The sequence below is a fragment of the Sphingomonas sp. 28-62-20 genome (genome assembly GCF_002281505.1).
In genome coordinates this window covers 57,278-78,990 of record NZ_NCGH01000002.1, presented here as the reverse complement: position 1 = coordinate 78,990, position 21,713 = coordinate 57,278, and the positions used below count along the sequence as shown (strand labels likewise).

Here is a 21,713-nt window from a genome sequence, read left to right as displayed (position 1 = left end):
TGCGATGACGAGCAAAACACTTGTGACGCTGGGGCTATCTGCCCTGATCATGGGCGGTGCCGCGATGGGCACGGCCATCACCACTGGCAGCATGGCCATTGCAAATGCCCCGAATGCAGCCGGGCTGAAACAGGCGGCAAGCGACGCGGCCAAGGCGCAACGGGCGCTTGGTAAAGGCGATCTGCGGGCAGCGATCGGTTACGCCGAACGCGCGGTGAAATTCAGCCCGCAGGATGCCAGTTACCGGGCGCTGCTGGGCAATAGCTATTTGAAGGCTGGTCGCTTTGCATCGGCGCGTGATGCCTTTACCGATTCGCTTTCTCTGTCGCCCGCCGATGCGGCGACGGCCCTCAGCCTGGCGCTTGCGCAGACGGCGACGGGCGACTGGGCATCGGCGCGCAAAACGCTAGAGGACCATGCCGAGATGATCCCGGTTGCGGATCGGGGGCTGGCACTGGCGCTGGCCGGTGATCCGGGCACGGCGGTTGATCTGTTGACAGAGGCGGCACGCGCAGCTTCGGCAGACGCCAAGACCCGCCAGAATCTTGCGCTGGCGCTGGCGCTTTCAGGCCGCTGGGCGGAAGCCAAGACGGTCGCGCAACTTGATGTCGCCGCCGATGAAGTCGATCAGCGGTTGCGCGAATGGGCGAGCTTTGCCCATCCAAAGGCCGCCTCCGATCAGGTGGCGAGCCTGCTTGGCGTGCGCGCTGTGGAAGATCGGGGACAGCCTATGGCGCTCGCGCTGAACGCAACGGTTGCGGCCCAGCCGCAAATGGCGAGCGCAATTGATGCCTATATGCCAGGCAAGCCTGGCGAACCCGTTCCAGCCCCGGCTCCGGCCCAGCTTGCCGCTGCGGCCGAGACAAATGCTGAGCCCGAACCGGTGCCAGCGATGGCCGTTGAGGTGGCATCGTCGCGTCCGACCATCGTGTTTGGCGAACGCCGCCCCGTCGTGCAGGCGCTTCCGGCCAATTATCGGCCCTATGGCGCAGGGCGGCAGGCCATGGCTGCCGTAACGTCGGCCCCGAAAATTATGTCAGCGCCGAAATTGGCAATGGCGAACAGCCCGGCAAAGGGCGGCTATTTCGTGCAGATCGGTGCCTTTGCGAATGTTGCAGTGGCGCAGGATGGCTGGGCACGCGCCACCCGCCGCTATGCCGAATTTGCCGGACAGACGCCGTCTGGTATGGCCATCAAGACCGCTGCGGGGAGTTTTTATCGGCTGTCGGTTGGCGGTTATACGCGTGAGGCTGCCCATGCGCTTTGCGCTGGCTATCAGGCCAAGGGGGGCAATTGCTTCGTTCGGGTAAGTGCTGGCGATCAGGTCGCTCGCTGGGTTCAAAAGCCAGTGCAGCTGGCTTCACGCTAATTAGAGCAGCCGCGCACCGCCCTTGAAAAGCTGCACGGCCTTGCCCTGAACCGGCAGGCCGTCAAACGGCGTGTTACCGGCGCGACCGACCAGCGTCTCAGTGCCGATCTGCCACGGGGTTTCGCTATCGATCACCACGAGATCGGCCGGCATGCCGGGCGCGAGCATGCCGGCATGGATGCCGAGCAGCCGTGCCGGATTGACAGCCAATAGCGCAAAGAGGCGATCGAGCGAGATATACTCATCGCGCACCAGGCCAAGGCCAAGCGCGAGGAGCGTTTCGGCCCCAGCCATGCCCGGTGCGGAATCGGCGAAGGGCAGGCGCTTTTCCTCGGGTCCCCGGGGATCATGGCCCGATGCCAGCACGTCAATCGTGCCATCGGCAAGTGCTGCGAGCGCCGCTTGGCGGTCGCTTTCCGCCCGTAATGGTGGGGAGAGATGCGCAAAACTGCGGAAATCAGTCATCGCGATATCGGACAGCAGCACATGCGCAGGGGTGATCCCGCAGGTGACCGCCACCCCGCGCGCCTTGGCGGCCCGCACCAGCGCAAAGCCTGCTGCTGTGGTCACCTGGCGAAGGTGCAAGCGGGCGCCAGTTTCTTCGGCAAGCAGTAGATCACGAGCGATGGCCAGCGCTTCGGCAATGGCCGGCGCGGCGCTCAACCCCAATCGGGTCGCGGTTTCGCCCTCGGTCGCGACAGCCCCGGCTGCCAATCCGCCGTCTTCGGCATGGGCAATGACGGCCAAGCCAAGATCATGTGCGTAAAGCAGGACTTTGCGCATGACGGCGGCATCAGCGATCCAACCGCGCCCGGTGCCGACGGCGCGGGCACCAGCGGCCTGATTAATCGCCATTTCGGCGAGGTCCTGGCCTGCCAGCGCTTTGGTCGCGGCGGCGATGGGGTGGATCCACAGATCAGGGCGGCCGATCAATGCCGATCGCTGGACGATGCCGGGATCGTCAAGCACTGGCGTTTGATCGGGCATCAGGCCGATCCGGACGATTCCGCCCGCGTGGCAGGCCGCCAGATCGACCGCAAACACCCCCAAATCAATGATTGCGGGTGCCAGAATCTTGCCGCGCAGATCAATCGTCTCGACGTCGGCTGGCAAATCGATCGTGCCAATGGCGGCAATCGTCCCATCCTGCACCAGCAGCGCGCCGGGCCGGGTTTCGCCTGCCAGGACGAGCTGTGCATTGGTGAAGGCGAGGGCGGTCATGCCCAACCCTCAATCCCGCGCGCGCGGCGGGTGAGCACGTCGAGGCACGCCATCCGCACCGCCACGCCCATTTCAACCTGTTCGGTGATTGCGGAACGCTCTGGGTGATCGGCGACGCTTGAGCTGATCTCAACCCCGCGATTCATCGGCCCGGGATGCATCACCAATGCATCGGGCTTGGCGCGGCGCAGCCGTTCCGTGTTCAGGCCGTAGCGCAGATGAAATTCGCGCGAGGAAGGGATGAAGCCGCCATCCATCCGCTCATTCTGCAAGCGCAGCATCATCACGACATCAGCGCCCTCAAGTGCTGCATCGAAATCGGTGAACGGGGTTACCCCCATGCGGTCAATCGCTGCTGGCATCAGCGTCGATGGAGCGACGACCCGCACTTCGGCGGCAAGCGCCGTCAGCGCTAGGATATTCGATCGCGCGACCCGGCTGTGCATCACATCGCCGCAGATCACGACGCGCTGCCCGGCAATGCTGCCGCGCCGCCGCCTGATCGTCAGCGCATCGAGCAGTGCTTGGGTGGGATGTTCATGCCGTCCATCGCCGGCATTGAGCACCGGGCAATCGACTTTGCTGGCAATCAGCTTCACCGCGCCAGAGCTTTGGTGGCGGATCACCAGCATATCGGCCCGCATAGCGTTGAGGGTAACGGCGGTGTCGATCAGCGTTTCGCCCTTTTTCACGCTGGATTGGGCGGCGTGCATGTTGACGACATCGGCACCCATCCGCTTGCCGGCGATTTCGAACGACAGCAATGTTCGCGTACTGTTTTCGAAAAAAGCGTTGATCAGGGTGAGCCCTTCAAGCCGCTTTTCGCTCTTGGCGCGCCGACGGTTCACCTCCACCCATTGTTCGGCCTCATCGAGCAGAAAAGTAATTTCATGCGGCTGGAGGCCGTCGATACCGGTCAAGTCCCGGTGCGGGAAAACAGCGCGTCCCGAGATGAGGGATGCGGGGCGATGATCGACGGGTTGCATTAAAGCGGCTGCGTAGCGGGGCGGTGGACGGCGCGCAAGCAATCGATCCCGTGACTGGTCAGGCCGGGCTGAAATCGCCCTTGTCGTCCATCACGTGCAGCACCCCGTCTGCGATGGCGAAATAGGCGCCGCGCAGGATCAGCCGACCATCGGCTTCACGCGGCGGTATAAACGGAAAGCTGCGCAGATTGGCGAGGCTGACGCGCACGGTTTCGAGTTCAAGCGCATGCACGGCGGCAGGTCCGGTGCCGTGATCGGCAATGATGCGATCGCGTGCTTCGTCAAGCAGATCGACCCAATGCGCGATAAAGCCGCCATCGCCGGGCGCGCGTCCTTCAAAGCTGCGCGACAGGGCCGCGCTGACCCCGCCGCACGACCCGTGACCAAGCACCACGATCTGGCGCACTTCGAGCTGAGTGACGGCGAACTCGACGGCAGCGGAGACGCCGTGGCGCGCCGCATCCGCTTCGAACGGCGGCACCAGATTCGCGACGTTGCGGACAACAAAAATTTCACCGGGTGAGGTGTTGAAGACCTGGGCCGGATCAACCCGGCTATCCGAACAGGAAATGACCATTACGGCGGGGCGCTGACCATCGCTTAGTTCCGCCCAGCGTGCGCGTTCGCGAGGCCAATCGGTGGTGCGGAACCGGTGATAGCCGTCCACAAGTTTTTTGAAATCAGGCATGGCGGTGAGTAGTGCAAGCTCGCGGCGGGGCTGGCAAGCTGTGGGAAGCGGCGCTATGTGCAGCCGATGACCGAATTGTTACCGCTCGCCCCAGAAACTGCCCGGCCTGAGCGCCAGCGCAAACCCGATTGGATCAGGGTCAAAGCGCCGACCGGCTCTGCATTTGCCGAAACAAAGGCGCTGATGCGTCGGTTGAATCTGGCCACGGTGTGTGAAGAAGCGGCCTGCCCCAATATCGGCGAGTGCTGGACCAAGAAGCACGCGACGGTGATGATTCTGGGCGACACCTGCACGCGGGCCTGCGCGTTCTGCAATGTGAAGACCGGTATGCCGCGTGCCGTTGATGCGCTAGAGCCGCAGCACACCGCCGATGCCGCCGCTGAACTGGGGCTCGACCATATCGTCATTACTTCGGTCGATCGCGATGATCTGCCCGATGGCGGCGCGAGCCAGTTTGTGAAGGTCATTCAGGCGCTGCGCCGGACGACGCCCGATACAACGATCGAAATCCTCACACCCGATTTCAGGAACAAGGCGCAAGCCGCTGTTGAATCGATCGTTGAAGCGGGCCCGGATGTGTATAATCACAATCTGGAAACGGTGCCCCGGCTTTACCCGACTATTCGGCCGGGCGCGCGCTATTATGCCTCGCTTCGCCTGCTGGAGAGCGTGAAGCGCCACGATCCGTCAATCTTCACCAAATCGGGCGTCATGCTCGGCCTGGGCGAAGAACGGCTCGAAGTGCATCAGGTAATGGACGATATGCGCTCTGCCGATATCGATTTTCTGACGATGGGCCAGTATCTTCAGCCAACCCCGCGCCATGCCAAGGTGATGGACTTCGTGACGCCGGCGGCGTTCGATGCCTTTGCGGCCATTGCAAGGGCCAAGGGTTTTCTGTTGGTCGCCAGCTCACCGTTGACGCGATCAAGCTATCATGCCGGGGATGATTTCGCCCGCCTGCGGGCTGCGCGAGAGGCCCAGATCGCGCGCGCCTGATGCCCCGTCACACCGAAACCCGCCGTTTGCCCTATAGCCCCGAACAAATGTTCGCGCTGGTTGCTGATGTTGCGCGCTATCCGGATTTTCTGCCCTGGGTGTCAGCGATCCGGGTGCGGTCGAACACCGATACGCAGATGATCGCTGATATGGTGGTTGGCTTTAAGGGCCTGCGCGAAACCTTTACGTCAAAGGTGCAAAAGGTTCGGCCAACCGCGATCAACGTCGATTATCTCGATGGACCGCTGAAATATCTGCGCAACGAATGGGGTTTTCGGCCGGATGATCGGGCAGGGGCGGCGGGCGGCTGCCTCGTCGATTTTTCAGTCGATTTCGCCTTCAAGAACCGGGTGTTCGAAGCGTTGGCCGGCCAGGTGTTCGATCGCGCGTTGCGCCGGATGATCAGCGCATTCGAAGAGCGCGCGGCGGTGCTTTATGCCGATGCCGGTTCACCGGGCAGCAGCAGTTCGAGCGCACATAGCGCCGCCTGAAGCCTGATTCCGCCCCGGCCAAGATCGCCAAAATCGCGGCGATCGGCGACGACATCGGCAGGATCGCCGCCTTTTTCAGCACGCGCGAATACAACTGTGCCAACAGGTTTCTTGTCGGTGCCGCCGCCAGGCCCGGCAACCCCAGTGATGGCCACGGCGACATCTGCACCGGTTGCTTCCAGCGCGCCGCGGGCCATGCTCCACGCCACCGCGATCGATACGGCGCCAAAGGTATCAAGCACATCCGTGCTCACCTTCAGCAGCGCAGTCTTGGCGTCATTGGCATAAGTGACGAAGCCAGTGTGCATCACCGCTGACGATCCGGGGATTTCGGTGATAGCGGCGGCGACGAGGCCACCGGTGCAGCTCTCCGCCACGGTGATGACCCGCCCAGCCGCAAGATTGGCCTCCACGACCCGCCGAGCGGCTTCGACCAATGCTGGGGGCAGGACGGTATCCATCATATCCATATCAGCGCGTTCCCTGGGGACAGATCGGCAAACGGGGCTTTTGACGATCGGTGTGCTTGGCATCGACCAATTGGATAACCGACACAAACAACGCCGCAGCATTGCGGGGCGGCAAGGGCTGGGCAAGTTGAACAATGCGTTCGATAGCAGCACAATCGCCTGGTTGGATCCCACGCGTCAGCATGGGCGTGACCAACGTCCCGAGCAAGGGCCGAGCAAAGGCACTATCAAGCATAGAGGCAATATCGGGCCCCGTGATTTTGCCGATCGCTGTGCGACCGCGCGGCCAGGCCAGTTCGGCTTCGGCCCGGTAGCGATCAATGAACGGCCCGCTCGTCTGGCGGAGCAGCGCCGAGGGCGGCAGCGCGTTGGCACAAATGCCGCCGACATTGGTGATCAGTTCGGGAATGACTGCGCCGACCAGCGCTTCGGCCTCGGACGGGGTGACGCACGGCACAGCAATCGCCACCGCGACCTCCTGCGCCACGGTCGCGCTTGCGCCGACCATCAGCATCAGGCTGGCAGGCAGAACAGTCCATTTGCTCACCGCGCCGGGACCCGGATGGTCGCAACAGCCTGCGCCGCAATGCCTTCGCCACGCCCCGTAAAGCCGAGTTTTTCGGTTGTGGTCGCCTTGATGCTCACCTGATCGGGATCGAGCGCGAGGAGGTCGGCGATCCGGGCGCGCATCGCTTCGCGGTGCGGGCCGATCTTGGGCGCTTCGCAAATCAGCGTCAGATCGATGAAATCGATGATGCCGCCGCGTTCGGCGATCAAATGCGCGGCATGTTGCAGGAATTTATACGATGCTGCCCCGCGCCATTGCGGATCGCTGGGCGGGAAATGGGTGCCGATATCACCCGCGCCAATCGTGCCGAGCAACGCATCGGTGAGCGCGTGCAGGCCGACATCGGCGTCGCTATGGCCCGACAGGCCCTTGTCATGCGGCACCAGAATGCCGCCCAGCCACAATTCTTCGCCAGCCTCAAGCCGGTGGACATCGAACCCCATCGCTGTCCGTGAGACAAGCGTCGCTTCGTGACGCGCTTCTGCGGCGGCGAAATCGGCTGGATAGGTGACTTTTTCGAGCATCATATCCCCTTCGACGATTGCAACTTCATGGCCGAAGCGCCGCGCCATCTGGGCGTCATCGGTTGCCTCTTCACCCGTCGGCCACTGACGGTGCGATTCCACTATAGCATCGAAATGAAAGGCCTGCGGCGTCTGGATTCGAAACAGACCGTCGCGGGGCACGGTTGCGCCCAATATTTCCATGCCCCGTGCGAGCGTATCGGCAACGGGCAACACCGGAACGGCGCCCACACTTTCAGCCAGCGCGTCGATCAGGCGATCAATCGTTGCCGCGGGGAGGAAGGGGCGCGCTGCGTCATGAATCAAAACGATATCGGCGCCGCCATTGGCGGCAATCGATTCGAGTCCCGCGCGCACCGAATCGCGCCGTGCCGCGCCACCGGCAACGCGCGGGCAGGGGCCGATTGCCGCATCGAGCAAGTCATCCTGCCCAGGACCGATTGCAACCAGCACACTGGCAATGCGGGGGTGGCTAGCCAGCGCTGCATAGCTATGTGCGATCATCGGCTTACCGGCGACCATCGCATATTGCTTGGGCACATCGCCACCCGCGCGGGTGCCGCTGCCGGCGGCGACAATGAGGGCGACGACGCGCTGCGGTAACTGGGGCACCCGGGGTGAGGGAGAGAGAGACGTCATGGTTTTCGCCTAGCGCAAGCCATTGCCGCTCGCCAGTCTTGCCAGCATGGTGAGCCGCCGCTAGATGCTGCCTGTTTTTCAGGCAGATCATGACGACACTCGCCCCTATCCAGATCGGTCCGGTGCGGATCGAGAGCCCCGTGCTCCTCGCGCCGATGACCGGCGTCACCGACATGCCGTTTCGGCGGCTGGTGCGACGCTATGGTTCGGGCCTCAACGTCTCCGAAATGATCGCCAGCCAGGCAATGATCCGCGAAACGCGTCAGTCATTGCAAAAGGCGGCGTGGGACCCGGTTGAGGAGCCGATCTCGATGCAGCTTGCCGGCTGTTCGCCACGCGAAATGGGCGAAGCGGCGAAACTGAACGCTGATCGCGGCGCCGCGATCATCGACATCAACATGGGCTGTCCGGTCAAGAAGATCGTCAATGGCGATGCCGGTTCCGCGCTGATGCGCGATTTACCGCTCGCCGCCGCGATCATCGAGGCGACGGTGAAGGCAGTGGATGTGCCCGTCACGCTGAAGATGCGGATGGGCTGGAATCATGACAGCCTGAACGCCCCCGAACTTGCGCGGATTGCCGAGGATCTGGGCATTAAGCTGATCACCGTCCACGGTCGGACGCGGTGCCAAATGTACAAGGGCAGTGCCGATTGGGCTTTTGTCCGCAAGGTGAAGGAAGCGGTAACGCTGCCCGTCATCGTCAATGGCGACATCTGCTCGATCGAAGATGCTGAAACCGCGCTTGCCCAATCGGGGGCGGATGGCGTGATGATCGGGCGCGGTGCCTATGGACGGCCCTGGCTGCTTGGCCAGGTCATGGAATGGTTCGCCAGTGGTCGGCGGGTTGCTGATCCGTCGCTGGATGAACAATATCATGCAATTATTGGGCAGTATGAAGAGATGCTGTCACTCTATGGCAGCGAAACGGGTGTTAATCTGGCCCGTAAACATATCGGCTGGTATACACGCGGGCTGCACGGGTCTGCCGAATTTCGCAATCGCGTAAATCAGCAAGCCGATCCCAAGACGGTGCTGGCGATGCTGGCCGAATTCTATGCCCCCTATCGTGCGCTGAAAGCCGCCTGATCGGTTTGCCGGCACCCCAGACGCCGTCACGGCCGCATTTCGCCGAACTGCTGGCCGCATTGCCAGTGCCAGTGGTGCTGGTAAATCCAGCGGGGCTGATCGCCTATGCCAATAGCGAGGCCGAATTGCTGCTCAACATTTCCGAACGCGCCATGCAGGGGCAGGAATTGGGGGCGATATTAGCGCTGCCAGCGGGCTATCGGGATCGCCGTGCCGGGCTTGGTTTCGCGGCCTATGACTCGGTCATCGACATCGCGCGCGGCGGGCGGGTCCGCATCGACTTTATCGAAGCGATGGTGGCTGATCACCCTGGCTGGCGGATTATCACGCTGCATCATGGCGGCGCTTCACGGCGGCTTGGCCAGTCAGACCGCGTCGCCGCGCGATCGGCGGTTGGCGCAGCGGCAATGCTGGCCCATGAAATAAAAAATCCGTTATCGGGCATCAGGGGCGCGGCGCAGTTACTGGCTAACGGGGTGGATGCTGGCGATTCGCAGGAACTGACGACGTTGATCGTTACCGAGGTCGACCGGATCGCCGCCTTGATCGACCGGATGCAGGATTTCACGGATACCCGTCCGCTGGCGCCCGCGCCGCACAATATTTATCCAATGCTCGATCATGCCCGGCGCGTCGCGCTTGCCGGTTTTGCACGCGATGTGCTGATCGACGAACGGTTCGATCCGTCGCTGCCCGAGGTTATGATAGATCGCGATGCGATGCTGCAAGTCGTGCTCAACCTGCTCAAAAATGCCTGCGAGGCCACGAATCGCCAGGCGGACAGGCGGGTCATGCTGACCACCGCCTATCGCCACGGAATGGCCCTGCCAGCATCGCCGGGAAAGCCACGCCAGCGCCTGCCGATCGAACTCTGCGTGATCGATAACGGCCCAGGTGCGCCCGCTGATATCGCCGATCATCTGTTCGATCCATTCGTGTCGGGCAAGCCAGAGGGGCAGGGGCTTGGCCTGGCGCTGGTCGACAAGCTGGTGCGCGATATGGGGGGCATCATCCAATATGCGCGCGAGGGCGCGCCCGAACAGACCGTTTTCCGGCTGTTGTTGCCGGCAGCAGCGCGATGAGCCGGCGGATCTTGGTCGTGGATGACGATGGCGCCATCCGTACCGTCGTTGGCCAGGCGCTGCGCCGGTTGGGTCATGACGTCAAAACAGTGGGTACGCTGGCCGATATGCATGCGCAGTTGGCCGCCGGGCTGCCCGATCTGCTGATCACCGATGTCGTGTTGCCCGATGGCAATGGGTTGGACATGGTGGCGACGCTGCTGGCGCAACACCAAAACCTGCCGATCATCATCTTGTCGGCGCAAAACACGCTGACCACTGCGGTGCGCGCCACCGAAGTCGGCGCGTTTGATTATCTGCCCAAACCGTTCGATCTTGATGTGCTGGCGCGGGCGGTAAAGGGCGCGCTGGAGCGCAGCCAGCTGCCGGAAGTCAACCTTGATCCGGTCAGCGATGGCTTGCCGCTGATCGGCCGGTCACCAGCGATGCAGGACGTTTACCGGATCATCGCCCGCGTTGTTTCCAACGACCTCACCGTGCTGATTTCAGGTGAATCAGGCACCGGCAAGGAACTGGTGGCGCGCGCCGTGCATGATCTGGGGCCAAGGCGGCAAGCGCCCTTCCTGGCGATCAATATGGCCGCAATCCCGCGCGAGCTGATCGAAGCCGAGCTGTTCGGACATGAGCGCGGTGCCTTTACCGGCGCCCAGGCGCGGTCAGCAGGACGCTTCGAACAGGCAGCGGGGGGCACGCTGTTTCTCGATGAAATCGGCGATATGCCAATGGAGGCGCAGACCCGCCTGCTGCGCGTGTTGCAATCGGGCGAGTTTACGACAGTGGGCGGCGCGCGGACGATCCGTGCCGATGTGCGCATTGTTGCCGCGACCAATCGCGACCTTTCCCTGTTCGTGGCGCAGGGCAGGTTTCGCGAAGACCTGTTTTACCGGCTTAATGTGGTGCCGATTGCGCTGCCGGCGCTGCGTGAACGACGCCAGGATATCGCCTTGCTCGCGCGGCATTTCCTTGATGAGGCGGCGGTGCAAGGGCTGCCGCGCAAGCAATTGAGCGACGCGGCGGTGGTCCTGCTGGAGGGCTATGATTGGCCAGGCAATGTGCGCGAGCTGGAAAACACCATGCGCCGGATCGCCGTGCTCACGCGCGATGAAGTGATCGGCGCAGAAGGCGTGCAGGCAATGTTAGGCGCGGCAAGCCCGGCAGCGTCGCCGATCAACGCCGATGCTGATATCGGCGCGGCGATCCGCGCACGGCTTGATCGGCTGACGCGGGAAGACCCGGCGGCGTTTGATGATGGCTCGCTCTATGATCGGATCATTGGTGAGGTGGAACGCCCGTTGATTGAGGCCGTCCTTGCCCGTCATGGCGGCAATCAATTGCGCGCCGCCCGTGCCCTGGGCATCAACCGCAATACGTTGCGTAAGCGGCTCGACACGCTGGGTATCGACGTACTGACGCCGGATACCCCCTCCTGACCCTTTCCGGCACGACCGTACGACGCTGATACAGGTTGACCTGTGGTTTTGTGTGTTCTCGATGCAACGATTGTGTTGTATTATGGCCACGATGACCACCGCCACCGCACTCGCCGACGTACCGATACGCCCGAAAAGCATCTTTTCGGTGACGCCGGTTGTCGAGCTTGCCGTGCTGGGTGGCGCGGTCGCAATTGGAATCATTAGCTATTTTATCATCACTGGGGAGAGTTCCCCCCAAAGGCTATTGTCGCCGCCGCTGGTCGCCCTGTTGTTGGTTGCCAATTTGCTGCCGGGCATTGCCTTGCTCGTGCTGTTTGGCCGCCGCGTGGCGATGCGACGCGCAACGCTGTCACCGATTGGCGGCACGGGGCGATTGCATGTCCGTCTGGTCGCGATGTTTTCCGTGATCGCCGCAGTGCCGACGCTGCTGGTTGTGATTTTTGCCTCGCTGCTGTTCCAATATGGTGTGCAATTCTGGTTTTCAGACCGCGCCCGCAACATGTTTGAGGATGCCGCGATCATCGGCCAGAAAAACTATCATGACGAACTCGATCGCGTCGATCGCGCGCTGGTGGCGATGAGCGGTGATCTGGCGACATCGCTGCGTACCAATCCAATCGACAGCAAGGAATTCATCCGCGATCTTTTCCTGCAAACCTATAAGCGCGAACTTTCCGAAGCGATTATCGTCCATTTGACCGCTGATGGTCAGCCGATATCGCTGGCGCTGGTTGATCCCTATGATCGCGATCTGAATAAGGTCGTGACGCCGAAGATGGTCGCGCAGCTAAAGGCTGGCAAAAAGACCGTTCTGATAGAGAGCCTTGAGGCGCCGGGCGCACTGGCGCGGCTCGATTATGGGCAGGACAATTATCTCTACGTCACGCGCGTGTTTGATTCGCGGACAACGCAATTGCTGAAACGGGGCAACGCGCTTGTCGGTGATTATCGCGCTTTGTTGAAGCGCTCTCGGTCGCTCCAGCTCCAGTTTAACGCGGCGCTGTTGGGCATATCGCTGTTGATTATCGGCATCGCGGTGTGGATTGCGCTGACCGTTGCGGACAGGCTCGTGCGGCCGGTGGGTGAGCTTGTTTCGGCGGCCCGGCGCGTTGAGCGTGGCGACCTGACGGCGCGTGTTGCGGCGCCAAAGACCGAGGATGAGGTTGGCACGCTCGCCAATGCCTTTAACGCTATGACCGGGCGATTGCAGGAACAGACCAGCGCACTGGTCGCCGCTAATGATCAGCTCGATAGCCGGCGTGCACTGATTGAGGCGGTGATGTCGGGCGTTACCGCAGGGGTGATCTCGATCGATGAAGATCGCGCGATCCGGCTGATCAACAGCTCGGCGATGACCCTGCTTGGCACTGGCGAGGCTAGCCCGGTTGGTCGCGTCCTGACCGAGGTTTCGCCCGAACTTGGCGCGCTGCTCGATGGGGAAGCGAGTGAGGCGGTGGTTCAGGTGACGGCGCGCGGCGAAGCGCGGACATTGGCGGTGAAGATCACCGGCGATGAACACGGGCAAGTGCTGACCTTCGACGACATCACGCAGCAATTGCTCGATCAGCGCCGCGCTGCTTGGTCGGACGTGGCGCGGCGGATTGCGCATGAGATCAAGAACCCGCTGACCCCAATCCAGCTTGCCGCCGAGCGGCTGCAACGCCGTTATGGCAAGCAGATTGCCCAAGATGACGGCACCTTTACCCGGTTGACCGAAACGATCGTGCGCCAGGTGGGCGATCTGCGTCGGATCGTCGACGAGTTTTCGTCCTTTGCGCGGATGCCAAAGCCTGTGTTCCGCGAAGAATCACTGGTCGATATCGCGCGGCAGTCGCTGTTCCTGCACGAGGTCGCACACAGCGATATCCGCTTCACCCTTGTGCACGACGATCCATCGCCCGTGCTCACCTGCGATCGCCGCCAAATTGGCCAGGCACTGACCAATATCGTCAAAAATGCCGTCGAAGCGCTTGAAAATGTGTCGGTTGACGGCGAGCGGGAGGTCACCTTGACGCTGGCCAAGCCCATCGGCAGCCGCCAGATCACTATTTCGGTGGCCGATAGCGGCGTTGGACTGCCGATTGAGCGGGATCGGATCATCGAGCCCTATATGACGACGCGCGCGCGCGGTACCGGGCTGGGTCTCGCCATCGTCAAGAAGATCGTTGAAGAACATTTCGGTACCATCAGCTTTGCTGATCGCCCCGGCGGCGGCACGATTGTGACTTTGTGCTTCGACGCGGCGCTGCTCGCCGGCCTGAGCGACGGCACGGAACCGGATAGCCCGGCGAGCGATGAAAGTCGCCTCACCGCCCTTACCAGAAATCGGAACAGCTAATGGTGATCGACATTCTCGTCGTCGATGACGAACTCGATATCCGCGAACTTGTCGCGGGCGTGCTTGAGGATGAGGGCTATGAGACCCGCTGCGCCGCCGATAGCGATGCCGCGCTTGAAGCGATCGCGGTGCGCCGCCCATCTTTGGTCCTGCTCGATGTCTGGCTGAAGGATTCGCGGCTCGATGGGCTGGAACTGCTCGATGAATTGAAGCGCCGCGATCCAACCATTCCGGTGCTGGTGATTTCGGGGCACGGCAATCTCGACACCGCTGTTTCAGCGATCCGCCGCGGTGCGGCCGACTTTATCGAAAAGCCGTTCGAAGCCGAGCGGCTCTTGCTGCTTGTCGAACGCGCGACCGAAACCGAGCGACTCAAGCGCGAAGTGGCGTCGCTCAGGGCATCAGCGGGGCGTGAGGATGATCTGACCGGCAATTCGGGCGCGATCAATGCGGTGCGCGCGACGCTGAAGCGCGTTGCCTCGACCGGCAGCCGCGTGCTGGTGATGGGCGGCGCGGGGGTTGGCAAGGAAGTCGCCGCGCGCCTGCTGCATGGCTGGAGCCTGCGTGCGGCCGCCCCGTTCGTGGTGGTGAGCGCCGCGCGGATGACGCCCGAGCGGGTTGAGGAGGAGTTATTCGGGGTGGAGGAGGGCGGCAATGTCGTTCGCCCCGGCCTGCTCGAACAGGCGCATGGCGGCACGCTTTTCCTCGACGAAATTGCTGACATGCCGCTGGCGACGCAGGGCCGCATTTTGCGCGTGCTGACCGATCAAAGCTTTACTCGGATCGGCGGACAACGGCTGGTTCGCGTCGATGTGCGTGTGGTGTCCGCAACGGCGCGCAATCTGACTGAGGAAATCGCTGAAGGGCGGTTCCGCGAGGATCTCTATTACCGGCTCAATGTGGTGCCGGTGGTGATCCCGGGCCTGAGCGAGCGGCGCGAGGATATTCCAGCGCTGGTTGAGCATTTTGTCGCCCATTACGCGGCGCAACGCCGGGTGCCGACGCCCGAGGTCGCTCCCGATGCGATGGTCGCGCTGCAAAGCTATGAATGGCCTGGCAATGTCCGCCAATTGCGCAATGTCGTGGAGCGTACCGTTATTCTGGCACCGGGGGATCGGATTGGCCGGATCGACGTCGATCTGCTACCGGCCGAAGTGTTGGGTGGTCAGGCCGATTTGAGCGCGGGCGGCACCACCGCAATAATGGGATCCCCGCTGCGCGAGGCGCGCGAGACGTTCGAGCGCGAATATCTGCGGGTTCAAATCCGCCGGTTTTCCGGGAATATATCGCGCACGGCGACATTCATCGGCATGGAAAGATCAGCGCTGCATCGCAAATTGAAGCTGCTGGGGATAACGGACACGCGCGACGACTAACCCGTATTTTTGCGCTCTGGACGCGCACCTGTTCGATGCCTAAATTAAAAGGGCGCGCCTTTATGCGCTCAATCCGACGCTGGGAAACGGCGCATCGCGGGGAATCCCCCGCCAATAACAAGGACGCCAACCATGGCCGACAAACAAACCTCGCTTCAAGACCTGTTCCTCAACGCCCTGCGCCGATCCAAAGCGCCGGTCACTATGTTCCTCGTCAAGGGCGTCAAGCTGCAGGGCATCGTGACCTGGTTTGACAATTTTTCGGTGCTGCTGCGCCGCGATGGCCAATCACAACTGATCTACAAGCACGCGATTTCGACGATCATGCCGTCGGGCCCCGTTGATGTGGAGAGCATCCTTGATGCGGTCGGCGAAGCGCAGAAGAAGCAGCCCTTGCTTCAGGAAATCTTCCTGAACGCGGTGCGCAAATCGGGCGATCCGGTGACGATGTTTCTGGTGAACGGGGTGATGCTGCAGGGCCATATCGCCGCTTTCGACCTGTTCTGCATGCTGCTGCAGCGCGACGGCATGGCGCAGCTTGTCTATAAACATGCGGTGTCGACCATCCAGCCCGCTCACCCGCTGAACCTGGCCGAAGAATCAACCGATTCGATGGACGATTGAGTAGCGGTTTCGAGCGGGACCGGGATGATTTCGCCCGCGGCGCCCGCGCCATTATCGTGCTGCCCGAACAGGGCCTCAACCCGCGTGACAGCGACGCCCGCCTTGCCGAAACGGCAGGGCTGGCGGCCGCGATCGGGCTGGTCGTGGCCGACAAGATCGCTGTGCGCGTTCGCCAGCCTAAACCGGCAACGCTGATCGGCAGCGGCCAGATTGAGGCGATCGCCGCCACTGTCCGCATGGAAGAGGCGGGGTTGGTGGTGTTCGATGCTGCACTGACTCCAGTACAGCAGCGCAATCTGGAAAAGGCGCTGGATGCCAAGGTCATTGATCGGACTGGCCTGATCCTGGAAATCTTCGGCGAACGCGCCGCGACGGCCGAGGGACGCTTGCAGGTTGAGCTGGCCCATCTCGATTACCAGGCCGGCCGCCTCGTACGAAGCTGGACCCATCTTGAGCGCCAACGCGGCGGCTTCGGCTTTCTCGGCGGCCCAGGCGAAACCCAGATCGAGGCGGATCGACGGCTGATCCGCGACCGGATGGCGCGGTTGAAACGCGAGCTGGAGGCGGTGACGCGGACGCGCGGGCTGCACCGCGACCGGCGCCAGCGCGCACCGTGGCCAGTCATCGCGCTGGTTGGCTATACCAACGCCGGAAAATCGACGCTTTTCAATCGGGTAACCGGTTCTGACGTCATGGCGGAAGATTTGCTGTTTGCCACGCTTGATCCCACCCTGCGGCAGATCTCCCTGCCCGGGATCGACAAGGCGATCTTGTCCGACACGGTCGGTTTTGTGTCTGATCTGCCGACCCAATTGGTCGCGGCTTTCAAGGCAACGCTTGAAGAGGTGGTGTCGGCCGATCTGCTGATCCATGTCCGCGATATCGCCCATCCTGACAGTGCGGCGCAGTGTGCTGATGTGGAAAAGGTGCTTCGCGAAATCGGTGTCGCCGAGACGACGCCGCGGTTTGAGGCGTGGAACAAGCTTGATCTTCTGGATGAGACTCAGCGCGCGGATACGATCGGCGATGCGGCGCGACGCGACGACGTCATGCTGATTTCGGCGCTGAGCGGGGAAGGGGTGACCGACCTGCTCACGCAGGTTGCTGCGCGGCTGACCGAGGGGCATCGGCGCTATGCCATTGTACTTGCAGCTGGCGATGGGGCGGGCGCGGCCTGGCTTTATGCGCATGGAGAGGTGCTGAACGCCACCGTCGATGGCGATCAGGCGATGTATGATGTGCGATTAGCACAACGCGATTTTGAACGGTTCAATCAGCGCGGCTTTTGATCGATTGCCATAAGGCTTCCTTGTCGGCGAGCGTCATAGCTTCGAACTCGGTACCTGCTTTGGCTTCCATCGCCTTGAATCGACGTTCGAATTTTGCGTTTCCTTGACGCAAGGCCGCTTCAGCATCGATGCCAAGATGGCGCGCCCAGTTGACGACGGCAAAAAGGAGATCGCCGATCTCTTCGGCCTGATGGTCGGGGCTGGTGGCGGCATCAACCTCGGCCAGTTCCTCGACGACCTTGGCACGGGGGCCACTGGCATCGGGCCAGTCGAAACCCGTGCGCGCGGCGCGCTTTTGCAGTTTTTCGGCGCGCATCAGCGCGGGCAGGCCGAGCGCAACACCATCAAGCGCGCCCGATGCCGCCTTGGCGGCGCGCTCCTCGGCCTTGATTTGTTCCCATGGGCGAGGAGGGGGCGCGTCAGGATCGCCGACTGTTTCGCAAAAGATGTGCGGGTGCCGGCGTTCCATCTTGTCGCAAATCGCGGTGACAACATCGTCCAGCGCGAAATGGCCGGCTTCTTGAGCCATGCGGCTATGAAAGATGACCTGGAGCAGCAGATCGCCGAGTTCATCCTTTAGATCAGCCATGTCATCGCGCTCAATCGCATCAGCGACCTCATGCGCTTCTTCGATCGTATATGGCGCGATTGAGGCGAAATCCTGCGCCAGGTCCCAGCTGCATCCGCCAATCGGATCACGGAGACGGGCCATGATGGTTACCAACCGATCAACCATGAAAGGGCCCTTTCGCCTTGATCGGCACTATCGATCCGATAATAAACATTATGTTAAATAGGAGAAGTGGTGGGATAGGGCTCCAAAACCATCTCATTCCCCTCCACCCGCCAGCTTTTGAGGTTTGACAGAAAGTTCATGCCGATCATGCCGTCGCCAAAGCTCGGTGCAACCGTTAGGGCCAGATCGCGCGCCTTGATCGGTCCGATAGCGATCGACGCGGCCGTCGCCCGATGCGCGGTGATCGTGCCATTGGCGGTATCAACGAGCATGCCGAAATCGTCGTCGACCAGAATGCCCGCCGCTCGTGCCGTTTCAACAGAAATCGCCGTGGTCGTGGCGCCGGTGTCGATCAGCATGCGTTGCCGGTAGCCATTAATCGAAACGGTCGTCCAAAAATGCCCGTCAGGGCCGCGGGGAATCCGAATGCTGTCGCCCGTCACCACCTGATCGCTCAGGCCCAGTGCAGCGGTGATATCCGTCGCGCGGAATCCGCTGCGCTGGAACGCGGTGACTGCCAGCAACGCCAGCGCGAAGATCGCCAGCCAGCCGGCTGCCATTTTCAGGGTGGCACTGATTGGCAATCGCCGTGCCACTAGCGCGGACAGCGGAAAAAGCAGCATCAGCGCGAGCATCACCGCTGAAAAGCCGGTGTCACCATTCATTGGCCTAGCTCCAGCCCGTCATACCCCGGCACCACGCCCTCAGGCAGTTCTGTGCACAACTGGCCATAATCCAGCGTCTGGTCCATGTGAATCAGCGCGGCCTTGCCAGGTTTCAACGCCTCGATCTGGGCGAGCGTATAGGCCAAATGCGGATGGGTCGGATGCGGCGCGCGGCGCAGCGCATCGACCACCCAAATATCGAGGCCGCGATACAAATCGGCCATCGCCGGGGTCACGATATGGAAATCGGTCGCATAGCCGATGGCGATGCCGTCTGCCTCAAAACGCAAGCCTGCACTGGTGATGGTGCCGTGTGGCTGATCAACCACGCTGACGGCAATATCGCCAATTACGATCCGGTCGGGCAGGATTTCCGCTGAAATGGTCGCTGGATAGCCAGCGGCACCGGTGAAGCTATAGCCAAACCGGTCTGTCAGGACGGCCATGGTGGCGGGACGGGCGAGCCCGCGGACGGGCGAACCGCGGGCATGAAATAGCTGGCGGAGATCATCGATGCCGTGGGTGTGGTCGGCATGGTCATGCGTCCAGATCACCGCATCGACTGCTGCCACCCCAGCGGCAAGCAACTGTTCGCGCATGTCGGGGCTGGTATCGATCAAAATGCGTGTGGACGCGGTCTCAACCAGGATTGAGGCCCGGGTTCGGCGGTTTCGCGGTTCGCTGGGGTCACAATTGCCCCAGTCATTGCCGATCCTTGGCACGCCGGAAGATGTGCCGCTGCCAAGGATGCGGACCTTCATGCGGCGGCTTTGGTAAATAATCGGTGAAAATTGGCCGATGTCGCCTCAGCTAGCGTCATGACGTCAATGCCGCGCAACGTGGCCAAAAAGCGTGCGGTATCCGCAACAAAGGCAGGTTCGCCGGTTTTGCCGCGATGCGGGATTGGGGCGAGAAAGGGGGAATCAGTCTCTATCAACAGCCGATCGATCGGCAGCCGCGCGGCGGTTTCCTGCAAATCCCGCGCGTTCTTGAAGGTGACGATCCCTGAAATCGAAATGTAGAAACCAAGCTCAAGCGCGATATCGGCAAAGGCGCCACTGGCAGTGAAACAATGGATCACGCCGGGATAAGCACCCTTCCCCATCTCCTCGCGCAGGATCGCGGCCGTATCCTCTTCGGCATCGCGGGTGTGGACGATGATCGGCAGCTGCGTTTCCCGCGCAGCCGCAATATGCGCGCGAAAGCTGGTCTGCTGGCGCGCCCGGTCGCTATGGTCAAAATAATAATCGAGCCCGCTCTCGCCGATGCCCACAACGCGGGGATGTTGCGCGCGTTCGACCAGCTTGGCGGTATCGATATGCGCGTGGCTATCCGCCTCATGTGGGTGGATGCCGATCGTCGCCCAGATATCGGCCTCACGCTCGGCGATGCTGATCACGTCATCCCATTCGCTTTCGCGGGTTGAGATGGTCAGCATCGTGCTGACCCCGGCGGCGCGCGCACGTTCCAGCACATCCTGCTGTTGTTCAACCAAGCCCTTGTAATTCAAGTGACAATGGCTGTCGATAAAGCTCATTCAGCGTCCTCCGCCGGCAGCTCCAGCCTGGGAAATAGCGGTACAGGCTGATCAAGCTTGAACCCGCCTACAGCGAGCGGCGAATACCAGTGGGCGCCGATCGCTTCGGGCGTCCGCAGCGCTTCGCCGACGCCCATCGCGCCAAGCAACTTGGCCGCGCTCGCCGGGATGACCGGGCTGATCGCGACGGCCAGCTGCGCGATGCATATATACAACGTCGCCAGTACCGTCTCCATCCGCTCAGCGTCGGTCTTGCGCAGCTTCCACGGGGCCTGTTCGTCGATATAGGCGTTGCAGGCGAACACGGCCTGCACCCAGGCCTCGGTTGCTTGCGACAAGGCGAGCTCGTCATAGGCGCTGGGCATGATGTCCCGCACGGTTTTGTCGACCAAGTCGAACAGTGCTGCGTCAGCAGGCGTGTGGCCATGAATGGCAGGGAGATAGGCGTCGCAGTTCTTGAAAATCTGCGACAATGTCCGCTGGGCGAGGTTGCCAAAGCTGTTCGCGAGATCAGCATTTGCCCGTAATACAATAGCTTCGGCTGAATAGCTCCCATCCTGTCCGAAACTAATGTCGCGCAGCAGGAAATAGCGCAGCGCGTCAACCCCAAACGCCTCCGCCAGCGCCAGCGGATCCGCGACATTGCCAGCGGACTTGGACATCTTGCTGCCATCGCGGGCCAACACAAAGCCATGCCCGAACACCGCTTTGGGCAAAGCAACCTTTGCCGACATCAGAAAGGCCGGCCAGTACACGGCGTGGAAACGCACAATATCCTTGCCAATCAGATGCAGGTCGGCTGGCCAATAGTCCGCCAGATCGCCGTCCATTGCCGGATAGCCGATCCCGGTGAGATAATTGGTCAGCGCATCGACCCAGACATACATGACATGCCCCGGGCTGCCCGGCACCGGCACCCCCCAGTCAAAGCTGGTCCGCGATACCGAGAGATCGGAAAGCCCGCCCTCAACAAAGCGCAGCACCTCGTTGCGTCGGCTCTCGGGGCGGATGAAGTCTGGATTGGCCGCATAATGATCGAGCAATGGCTGCTGATATTTTGAGAGGCGGAAGAACCAGGTTTCCTCCGCCGTCCAGTCAACCGGGGTGCCCTGCGGCGAGAGCTTTACGCCCCCTTCCCCCTCGACCAGTTCCTTCTCGTCGTAAAACGCCTCATCGCGGACCGAATACCAGCCTTCGTACCGATCGAGATACAGATCGCCCGCATCGGCCATTGCCTGCCACAGAGCCTGGCTGGCGGCATAATGGTCAGGGTCAGTGGTGCGAATGAAGCGATCGAAGCTGATGTTCAGCTTGGCGGCCATTTCCTGGAAATAGCCCGACATTTCGTCAGCGAGCGCGCGCGTCTCGATACCGCGGTCGCGCGCGGTCTGCACCATTTTCAGGCCATGTTCGTCCGTGCCCGTCTGAAAGCGCACGTCGCGTCCGGCCATGCGCTGAAAACGCGCGATCGTGTCGGCAGCGATCGCTTCATAAGCATGGCCGATATGCGGCCGCCCATTGGGGTAATTAATCGCGGTGGTGATATAAAAGGGGTCGGCCATGCCCGGTCCCTAGAGCATCGCGCCCGCC

Annotated in this window: 21 protein-coding genes; 10 read left to right on the top strand and 11 right to left on the bottom strand. The window is 62.0% G+C overall.

Annotation, left to right across the window (positions count from 1 at the left end; translation table 11 throughout):
- Positions 1–4 precede the first annotated feature (4 nt).
- Positions 5–1,369, top strand: coding sequence for a tetratricopeptide repeat protein (locus B7Y43_RS01715; RefSeq protein WP_374129886.1), 1,365 nt, complete (start codon positions 5–7; stop codon positions 1,367–1,369).
- Here the strand turns inward: B7Y43_RS01715 and B7Y43_RS01710 are convergent, their stop codons facing one another.
- From B7Y43_RS01710 to B7Y43_RS01700, 3 genes are read right to left on the bottom strand one after another with little or no spacing between them, the layout of a single operon-like run.
- Positions 1,370–2,590 (bottom strand): dihydroorotase family protein, encoded by a 1,221-nt coding sequence (locus B7Y43_RS01710; protein WP_374129885.1) that lies wholly within the window; start codon positions 2,588–2,590, stop codon positions 1,370–1,372.
- Positions 2,587–3,576 (bottom strand): aspartate carbamoyltransferase catalytic subunit, encoded by a 990-nt coding sequence (locus B7Y43_RS01705; protein WP_374129884.1) that lies wholly within the window; start codon positions 3,574–3,576, stop codon positions 2,587–2,589. The genes B7Y43_RS01710 and B7Y43_RS01705 overlap by 4 nt, the downstream gene beginning before the upstream one ends.
- Before the next feature lie 58 nt (positions 3,577–3,634).
- A complete protein-coding gene (locus B7Y43_RS01700; RefSeq protein ID WP_374129883.1) occupies positions 3,635–4,264 on the bottom strand; it encodes a carbonic anhydrase in 630 nt (209 codons plus the stop codon).
- A gap of 66 nt (positions 4,265–4,330) precedes the next feature.
- Between B7Y43_RS01700 and lipA the strand changes: the two genes are divergently transcribed.
- Both lipA and B7Y43_RS01690 read left to right on the top strand, forming a co-directional pair.
- Positions 4,331–5,263, top strand: coding sequence for a lipoyl synthase (gene lipA / locus B7Y43_RS01695; RefSeq protein WP_374129882.1), 933 nt, complete (start codon positions 4,331–4,333; stop codon positions 5,261–5,263).
- On the top strand, positions 5,263–5,754 hold the full coding sequence (locus B7Y43_RS01690; RefSeq protein WP_374129881.1) for a type II toxin-antitoxin system RatA family toxin: 492 nt from the start codon (positions 5,263–5,265) through the stop codon (positions 5,752–5,754). Before lipA ends, B7Y43_RS01690 begins: the two co-directional genes overlap by 1 nt.
- On the opposite strand, the gene B7Y43_RS01685 is transcribed toward B7Y43_RS01690, so the two are convergent.
- From B7Y43_RS01685 to B7Y43_RS01675, 3 genes are read right to left on the bottom strand one after another with little or no spacing between them, the layout of a single operon-like run.
- Positions 5,697–6,218 (bottom strand): CinA family protein, encoded by a 522-nt coding sequence (locus B7Y43_RS01685; protein WP_374130180.1) that lies wholly within the window; start codon positions 6,216–6,218, stop codon positions 5,697–5,699. The two genes, B7Y43_RS01690 and B7Y43_RS01685, sit on opposite strands and share 58 nt — an antisense overlap.
- A gap of 7 nt (positions 6,219–6,225) precedes the next feature.
- Entirely contained in the window at positions 6,226–6,771 is a 546-nt protein-coding gene (locus B7Y43_RS01680) for a hypothetical protein (RefSeq protein WP_374129880.1), read from the bottom strand.
- On the bottom strand, positions 6,768–7,955 hold the full coding sequence (locus B7Y43_RS01675) for a bifunctional 2-C-methyl-D-erythritol 4-phosphate cytidylyltransferase/2-C-methyl-D-erythritol 2,4-cyclodiphosphate synthase (RefSeq protein ID WP_374129879.1): 1,188 nt from the start codon (positions 7,953–7,955) through the stop codon (positions 6,768–6,770). The genes B7Y43_RS01680 and B7Y43_RS01675 overlap by 4 nt, the downstream gene beginning before the upstream one ends.
- Before the next feature lie 89 nt (positions 7,956–8,044).
- On the opposite strand from B7Y43_RS01675, the gene dusB reads away from it, so the two are divergent.
- From dusB to hflX, 7 genes are all read left to right on the top strand, one after another.
- On the top strand, positions 8,045–9,043 hold the full coding sequence (gene dusB, locus B7Y43_RS01670) for a tRNA-dihydrouridine synthase (RefSeq protein ID WP_374129878.1): 999 nt from the start codon (positions 8,045–8,047) through the stop codon (positions 9,041–9,043).
- A gap of 5 nt (positions 9,044–9,048) precedes the next feature.
- A complete protein-coding gene (locus tag B7Y43_RS01665; protein ID WP_374129877.1) occupies positions 9,049–10,125 on the top strand; it encodes a nitrogen regulation protein NR(II) in 1,077 nt (358 codons plus the stop codon).
- Positions 10,122–11,555, top strand: coding sequence for a nitrogen regulation protein NR(I) (ntrC, locus tag B7Y43_RS01660; protein WP_374129876.1), 1,434 nt, complete (start codon positions 10,122–10,124; stop codon positions 11,553–11,555). Before B7Y43_RS01665 ends, ntrC begins: the two co-directional genes overlap by 4 nt.
- A gap of 91 nt (positions 11,556–11,646) precedes the next feature.
- The gene (locus B7Y43_RS01655; RefSeq protein WP_374130179.1) at positions 11,647–13,896 is read left to right on the top strand and encodes an ATP-binding protein; all 2,250 of its coding nucleotides are present in this window, start codon (positions 11,647–11,649) and stop codon (positions 13,894–13,896) included.
- The gene (locus tag B7Y43_RS01650; RefSeq protein WP_374129875.1) at positions 13,896–15,272 is read left to right on the top strand and encodes a sigma-54 dependent transcriptional regulator; all 1,377 of its coding nucleotides are present in this window, start codon (positions 13,896–13,898) and stop codon (positions 15,270–15,272) included. Before B7Y43_RS01655 ends, B7Y43_RS01650 begins: the two co-directional genes overlap by 1 nt.
- A 132-nt stretch (positions 15,273–15,404) precedes the next feature.
- Positions 15,405–15,896, top strand: a complete 492-nt coding sequence (hfq, locus tag B7Y43_RS01645) for an RNA chaperone Hfq (RefSeq protein WP_374129874.1) — start codon at positions 15,405–15,407, stop codon at positions 15,894–15,896.
- Complete coding sequence (gene hflX, locus B7Y43_RS01640; RefSeq protein ID WP_374129873.1) at positions 15,893–17,185, top strand: GTPase HflX; 1,293 nt, start codon at positions 15,893–15,895, stop codon at positions 17,183–17,185. The genes hfq and hflX overlap by 4 nt, the downstream gene beginning before the upstream one ends.
- Here the strand turns inward: hflX and mazG are convergent.
- The 5 genes from mazG to metG are packed head-to-tail and all read right to left on the bottom strand — an operon-like array spanning position 17,166 to position 21,685.
- On the bottom strand, positions 17,166–17,921 hold the full coding sequence (mazG, locus tag B7Y43_RS01635; protein ID WP_374129872.1) for a YabN family protein: 756 nt from the start codon (positions 17,919–17,921) through the stop codon (positions 17,166–17,168). The two genes, hflX and mazG, sit on opposite strands and share 20 nt — an antisense overlap.
- Positions 17,922–17,974: 53 nt before the next feature.
- A complete protein-coding gene (locus B7Y43_RS01630; RefSeq protein ID WP_374129871.1) occupies positions 17,975–18,586 on the bottom strand; it encodes a TIGR02281 family clan AA aspartic protease in 612 nt (203 codons plus the stop codon).
- Positions 18,583–19,347: an MBL fold metallo-hydrolase gene (locus B7Y43_RS01625; RefSeq protein ID WP_374129870.1), complete on the bottom strand. Its 765-nt coding sequence runs from the start codon at positions 19,345–19,347 to the stop codon at positions 18,583–18,585. Before B7Y43_RS01625 ends, B7Y43_RS01630 begins: the two co-directional genes overlap by 4 nt.
- Positions 19,344–20,123 carry a TatD family hydrolase gene (locus B7Y43_RS01620; protein WP_374129869.1) on the bottom strand — a complete coding sequence of 260 codons (780 nt, stop codon included), beginning with the start codon at positions 20,121–20,123 and terminating at the stop codon, positions 19,344–19,346. The genes B7Y43_RS01625 and B7Y43_RS01620 overlap by 4 nt, the downstream gene beginning before the upstream one ends.
- Entirely contained in the window at positions 20,120–21,685 is a 1,566-nt protein-coding gene (gene metG / locus B7Y43_RS01615) for a methionine--tRNA ligase (RefSeq protein ID WP_374129868.1), read from the bottom strand. The genes B7Y43_RS01620 and metG overlap by 4 nt, the downstream gene beginning before the upstream one ends.
- Positions 21,686–21,713: the final 28 nt, after the last annotated feature.

Coding starts and splice junctions, on each gene's coding strand:
- B7Y43_RS01715 (WP_374129886.1), top strand. CDS start 5: ATGACGAGCAAAACACTTGTGACGCTGGGGCTATCTGCCCTGATCATG.
- B7Y43_RS01710 (WP_374129885.1), bottom strand. CDS start 2,590: ATGACCGCCCTCGCCTTCACCAATGCACAGCTCGTCCTGGCAGGCGAA.
- B7Y43_RS01705 (WP_374129884.1), bottom strand. CDS start 3,576: ATGCAACCCGTCGATCATCGCCCCGCATCCCTCATCTCGGGACGCGCT.
- B7Y43_RS01700 (WP_374129883.1), bottom strand. CDS start 4,264: ATGCCTGATTTCAAAAAACTTGTGGACGGCTATCACCGGTTCCGCACC.
- lipA (WP_374129882.1), top strand. CDS start 4,331: ATGACCGAATTGTTACCGCTCGCCCCAGAAACTGCCCGGCCTGAGCGC.
- B7Y43_RS01690 (WP_374129881.1), top strand. CDS start 5,263: ATGCCCCGTCACACCGAAACCCGCCGTTTGCCCTATAGCCCCGAACAA.
- B7Y43_RS01685 (WP_374130180.1), bottom strand. CDS start 6,218: ATGATGGATACCGTCCTGCCCCCAGCATTGGTCGAAGCCGCTCGGCGG.
- B7Y43_RS01675 (WP_374129879.1), bottom strand. CDS start 7,955: ATGACGTCTCTCTCTCCCTCACCCCGGGTGCCCCAGTTACCGCAGCGC.
- dusB (WP_374129878.1), top strand. CDS start 8,045: ATGACGACACTCGCCCCTATCCAGATCGGTCCGGTGCGGATCGAGAGC.
- ntrC (WP_374129876.1), top strand. CDS start 10,122: ATGAGCCGGCGGATCTTGGTCGTGGATGACGATGGCGCCATCCGTACC.
- B7Y43_RS01655 (WP_374130179.1), top strand. CDS start 11,647: ATGACCACCGCCACCGCACTCGCCGACGTACCGATACGCCCGAAAAGC.
- B7Y43_RS01650 (WP_374129875.1), top strand. CDS start 13,896: ATGGTGATCGACATTCTCGTCGTCGATGACGAACTCGATATCCGCGAA.
- hfq (WP_374129874.1), top strand. CDS start 15,405: ATGGCCGACAAACAAACCTCGCTTCAAGACCTGTTCCTCAACGCCCTG.
- mazG (WP_374129872.1), bottom strand. CDS start 17,921: ATGGTTGATCGGTTGGTAACCATCATGGCCCGTCTCCGTGATCCGATT.
- B7Y43_RS01630 (WP_374129871.1), bottom strand. CDS start 18,586: ATGAATGGTGACACCGGCTTTTCAGCGGTGATGCTCGCGCTGATGCTG.
- B7Y43_RS01625 (WP_374129870.1), bottom strand. CDS start 19,347: ATGAAGGTCCGCATCCTTGGCAGCGGCACATCTTCCGGCGTGCCAAGG.
- B7Y43_RS01620 (WP_374129869.1), bottom strand. CDS start 20,123: ATGAGCTTTATCGACAGCCATTGTCACTTGAATTACAAGGGCTTGGTT.
- metG (WP_374129868.1), bottom strand. CDS start 21,685: ATGGCCGACCCCTTTTATATCACCACCGCGATTAATTACCCCAATGGG.